Origin of the sequence: Shinella sumterensis, assembly GCF_004514425.2 — a bacterium.
Lineage (GTDB): Bacteria > Pseudomonadota > Alphaproteobacteria > Rhizobiales > Rhizobiaceae > Shinella > Shinella sumterensis.
In genome coordinates this window covers 1-562 of record NZ_MYFN02000055.1, presented here as the reverse complement: position 1 = coordinate 562, position 562 = coordinate 1, and the positions used below count along the sequence as shown (strand labels likewise).

General features: G+C 52.0%; 1 rRNA gene. It reads left to right on the top strand.

The features are described from left to right. Nucleotides 1–562, top strand: a 23S ribosomal RNA gene (locus B5M41_RS26795); the annotation flags it as partial.

Genomic DNA, 562 nt, shown 5'->3' with positions numbered 1-562 from the left:
GGGGATGAGGTGGGGGTAGCGGAGAAATTCCAATCGAACTCGGAGATAGCTGGTTCTCCCCGAAATAGCTTTAGGGCTAGCCTCGGATGTTCAGTTGTGGAGGTAAAGCACTGATTGGGTGCGGGGCCCGCCAAGGGTTACCAAGTCCAGTCAAACTCTGAATGCCACAAACTGTAGTCCGGGAGTCAGACAGTGAGTGCTAAGATCCATTGTCAAAAGGGAAACAGCCCAGACCATCAGCTAAGGTCCCCCAGTGCGTGTTAAGTGGGAAAGGATGTGGAGTTGCACAGACAACCAGGATGTTGGCTTAGAAGCAGCCACCATTGAAAGAGTGCGTAATAGCTCACTGGTCGAGTGACTCTGCGCCGAAAATGTAACGGGGCTAAATACGCCACCGAAGCTATGGCAGCAGCAATGTTGGGTAGGGGAGCGTTGAATACGGATCGAAGTCAGACCGGAAGGACTGGTGGACTGTATTCAAGTGAGAATGCCGGTATGAGTAACGAAAAGATCAGTGAGAATCTGATCCGCCGAAAGCCTAAGGGTTCCTGAGGAAGGTTCG